The sequence below is a fragment of the Acidovorax sp. HMWF018 genome (assembly GCF_003061035.1).
GTDB lineage: Bacteria > Pseudomonadota > Gammaproteobacteria > Burkholderiales > Burkholderiaceae_C > Acidovorax > Acidovorax delafieldii.
The window spans coordinates 1-4447 of record NZ_QAIM01000488.1 but is presented as its reverse complement, the minus strand read 5'-3'; the positions used below and the strand labels follow the sequence as shown (position 1 = coordinate 4447).

3 protein-coding genes are annotated in these 4447 nt (G+C 66.7%); 1 reads left to right on the top strand and 2 read right to left on the bottom strand.

What is annotated here, in order from left to right; genetic code table 11:
• On the bottom strand, positions 1 to 214 hold a 214-nt coding region (locus DBR23_RS20875), incomplete at its 3' end, for a hypothetical protein (RefSeq protein WP_199227763.1).
• Between the two features lie 228 nt (positions 215 to 442).
• On the opposite strand from DBR23_RS20875, the gene DBR23_RS20870 reads away from it, so the two are divergent.
• Complete coding sequence (locus DBR23_RS20870) at positions 443 to 3967, top strand: EAL domain-containing protein (RefSeq protein WP_233250626.1); 3525 nt, start codon at positions 443 to 445, stop codon at positions 3965 to 3967.
• Positions 3968 to 3979: 12 nt separating this feature from the next.
• On the opposite strand, the gene DBR23_RS20865 is transcribed toward DBR23_RS20870, so the two are convergent.
• On the bottom strand, positions 3980 to 4447 hold a 468-nt coding region (locus DBR23_RS20865; RefSeq protein WP_108499473.1), incomplete at its 5' end, for a YitT family protein.

Sequence of the window (4447 nt, the reverse complement as noted above, 5' to 3'; positions counted from 1 at the left end):
GTGCCAGGCCCTCGGCCTGCGCCAGGGTTGCGGAATGATCGTGGGGATGGTCGTGGTCGTGGACCATGCCTTCCGCCGTAGGCTGATGGGCCTCGGTATGCTGCGCGGCGCCTGCAGGCAGCAGCGGAGCCACAATGCCTGCCGCCATGGCCGTGCCCGTCAGGCCCCGAAGGACCAGCACCACCATCAGCAGGAAGAAAAAGCCGCGACGCATCTTTCAATGATACGGCGGAGCCGCTCAAGGTTCCGCAGGTAACCCCTTTCTGGCGCTGCGGGCAACCCTGCGCAAATCGTGAATGCCTTTTCCGACCATGGGCAGTAACATGTGACGAAACATGTCTGCCCGTTTGTCAGCGGCTGTCGGCAGATATGTGCTCAAGCGTTCTTTCTCTTGCACAGAAAGGTCGGTATGCCCTCATGGGTCGCTGGAATGTGGAGCACCTTGTCCGCGCGTATTCGCTGGCTGGTGCTGTGGGCCACGCTGCCAGCGGTGCTGCTGGTGGTGTACCAGGCACGGGCCCACCGCACAGACGCGATTGCTGCGGCCGAAGAACGCGCGCTGCAGACCCTGCAGTCGGTGGCTGGCACCCAGCAGCGGCTGATCCAGAACACCCGCCAGTTTCTGCAGCAGCTGGCCGCCATGCCGCAGGTGCACGACCCTTCAGCGCCCCAGTGCGGGCGCTACTTGGCCGAAGTGCTGTCGCTCAATGCCACCTACGTCAACATTGGCGTGCCACGGGCGGACGGCGAGTTGCTGTGCAATGCGCGTCCGCTCAAGGCGCCTGTCAACGTTGCCAACCGCCCATATTTTCAGCAGACGATTTCGGGACGGGACTTTGCGGTGGGCAGCTTCCAGGTGGACCGTGCTGCCCAGGTGGCCAGTGTCAACTTTGCCTACCCGGTGATACCGCCCGGCACGCAGGAGGTGGTGGCGGCCGCCGTGGCGGTGGTGTCGCTGGAGTGGTGGAGCCGGCGGCTCACCGACCTGGGGCTGCCGGACGGCGCGGTGGCCCGGGTGTCCGACCCCGACGGGCGCGTGCTGGCGCGCTACCCGCCCGATGCCAGCGAGCTGGGGGCACCGTTTGCCGATGCCGAGTTCCGCGCCCTGGTGCTGCAAACGCCCCAGGGGCAGCGCCAGCGGTACCGCCCTGATGGTGCGCCCGAGCTGGTGGTGTTCCAGCCGCTGATCGAGGCAGGCGGCAAACCGGTGGCCACCATGAGCCTGGCCGTGCCGCTGGACGACCTGTACGCCGCGGCCAACAGCCGCATGTGGACCGAGATGGCGTTCTTGCTGGGTGGCCTGGTGCTGTCATTTGCCGTGGCGCAGGTGGGCGTGCGGCGCGGCGTGATGCGGCCCCTGAGGCGCCTGATGCACGCCACGGACGAGCTGGCCGAGGGGCGCTATGTATCGCGCGTTCCCGCCACGGGCTTGCAGGAGCTGACCGAGCTGGGCCGCCGCTTTGACCGTATGGCCCTGACGCGACAGAAAGCCGAGGCCGAACTGCGCCAGAGCGAAGAAAACCTGGCCATCACGCTGCTTTCCATCGGCGATGGCGTGATCGCCACCGATGCGCAAGGCCGCATCACCCGCATGAATGTGGTGGCCGAGCGCCTGACAGGCTGGCCGTTGGCACAGGCCATGGGCCAGCCGTTGCCCGAGGTGTTCCGCATCATCAACACCGGTACCCGCGAGCCGCAGGTGGACCCGGTACAGCTGGTGATGGACCGGGGCCAAGTGGTGGCATTGAGCAACCACATCACGCTGCAGGCCCGGCATGGCGCCGAGTACCACATTGCCGATAGCGCCGCTCCCATTCGCAACTCCCAGGGGCAGATCGTGGGGGTGGTGCTGGTGTTCAGCGACGTGAGCGAGTCCTACCGCGTGCGCCGTAAGCTGGAGGACAACGAGGCGCGTTTTCGCACCCTCACCGCGTTGTCGTCCGACTGGTACTGGGAGCAGGACGCGCAGTTTCGCCTCACGCATGTGGAAGGCCGGGCCGATGACCGGCTGGTGCAGGAGGCCGCGCTGCACATGGGCAAGACGCGCTGGGAGCTGGCTGCACCGGGCATGAGCGACGCGCTGTGGGAAGAGCACCGCGCGCTGCTGGAGCGCCACCAGGAGTTCCGCGACTTCGAGTTCGAGCGCCGCGACCAGCAGGGCTGCTCGTACTGGGTGTCCATCAGCGGCACGCCCGTGTTTGATGAAGACGGTGTGTTTTGTGGCTATCGGGGCGTGGGCAAGGACATCTCCGCCCGCAAACGCGACGAGAACGAGTTGCGCATCGCCGCCATTGCGTTCGAGTCGCAGGAGGGCATGATCGTCACAGACGCGGACACCCTCATCCTGCGCACCAACCGCGCGTTCAGCCGCATCACCGGCTACAACGCCGACGAGGTGGTTGGCCGCCGCACCAGCCTGCTGGCCTCGGGCCACCATGACAAGGCATTTTTTGATGCCATGTGGGCCAGCCTGGCCAGCACCGGCGAGTGGAAGGGCGAGCTGTGGAACCGCTGCAAGAGCGGCGAGGTGAACCTGCACTTCATGGCCATCACCGCCGTGACGGACCAGCACGGGGTGCTGACGCACTATGTCGCCACCCTCAATGACATCACCCAGCGCGCGGCTGCGGCGCGGGAGATCGAGCACCTGGCGTTCTACGACCCGCTCACCCACCTGCCCAACCGCCGCCTGATGATGGACCGCCTGCAGCAGGCGTTTGCCACCAGTGCGCGCGCGGGCCTGCAAGGGGCGCTGCTGTGCCTGGACCTGGACCACTTCAAGACCCTGAACGACACCCTGGGCCACGACATGGGCGATGTGCTGCTGCAGCAGGTGGCCCAGCGGTTGACGGCCTGTGTGCGTGAAGGTGACACCGTCGCGCGGCTGGGTGGTGACGAGTTTCTGGTGCTGCTGGAAGACCTGGGCGCCCTCGCCACCGACGCTGCCGAGCAGGCGCAGATGGTGGGCGAAAAGATTCTGGCCGCGCTCAACCAGCCCTACCAGCTCGCATCACACCATGTGCACAGCACCACCAGTGTGGGCGCTGTGCTGTTCAGCGGCCAGGCGCAGACGGTGGAAGATGTGGTCAAACACGCCGACCTGGCCATGTATGCCGCCAAGACCGCCGGGCGCAATGGCATCCGCTTTTTTGATCCGCGCATGCAGGCCGCCGTCACTGCCCGCGCGGCGCTGGAGAATGACCTGCGCACGGCCCTGGAACAGGGCCAGTTCACACTGCACTACCAGGTACAGGTGGGCTGCGGCAAGCATGTGGTGGGGGCCGAGGTACTGATCCGCTGGAACCACCCGGCGCGCGGCATGGTGCCGCCGTTCGAGTTCATCCCCCTGGCCGAAGAGACCGGGCTGATCCTGCCCATCGGCCTGTGGGTGCTGCAGACCGCCTGCAGCCAGCTGCGCCGCTGGCAGGACCACCCTGCCACGGCCGACCTGCAACTGGCGGTGAACGTGAGCGCGCGCCAGTTCCGCCAGGCCGACTTCATGGAGCAGGTGGTGGCCGTGCTGCGGCAGACCGGCGCGCGGCCCGACCGCCTGAAGCTGGAGCTGACGGAGAGCCTGGCGCTGGACAACGTGGACGACACCATTGCCAAGATGAACGCGCTGCGCGCGCTGGGCCTGCGCTTTTCGATGGACGACTTTGGCACCGGCCAGTCGTCGCTGTCGTACCTGACGCGGCTGCCGCTGGACCAGCTCAAAATCGACCAGAGCTTTGTGCGCAACATCGGCATCCAGCACACCGACGCGCTCATAGTGCAGACCATCATCGGCATGGCGCAGAGCCTGGGCATCGACGTGATTGCCGAGGGGGTGGAGACCGAGGCGCAGCGCGCGTTTCTGGAGCGCCACGGCTGCACGCTGTGGCAGGGCTACCTGTTCAGCCGCCCCGTGCCCATCGAGGCGCTGGAGCAGCGGCTGCACAGCGGGCTGGGCTGGCAGGTGTCGTCGTAGTACTACACCACCCTAAACCGCCATGTAGCGGCCCGGCCGGTGGTTCATGGCCAGCACCAGGTTGAGCGCCACGGCACCCGCAATGGACCAGGCCACGCGCAGGGGCTCCACCGTCCACAGCGCCAGCAGCACGATGACGCAGTCCACAGCCATCTGCACCTTGCCCGCGCGCCAGCCGTAGCGGTCCTGCAGGTACAGCGCGGCAATGCCCACGCCGCCCAGGCTGCAGCGGTGGCGGAACAGCACGAGGAAGCCCGTTCCCGTGATCAGCCCGCCCGCAATGGCCGCATACAGCGGCTGCAGCTGCGCAAACTGCAATAGTTGCGACTGCAGCTCGGTCAGCAGCGACAACAGCAGCACCGCGATGAAAGTTTTGACCGTGAACGCCCGGCCCAGCTTGCGCAGCGCCAGCCAGTAAAACGGCAGGTTGAGCACAAAGAAGATCTTGCCAAAGCCGATGCCCGTGGCGTAGTGCAGCAA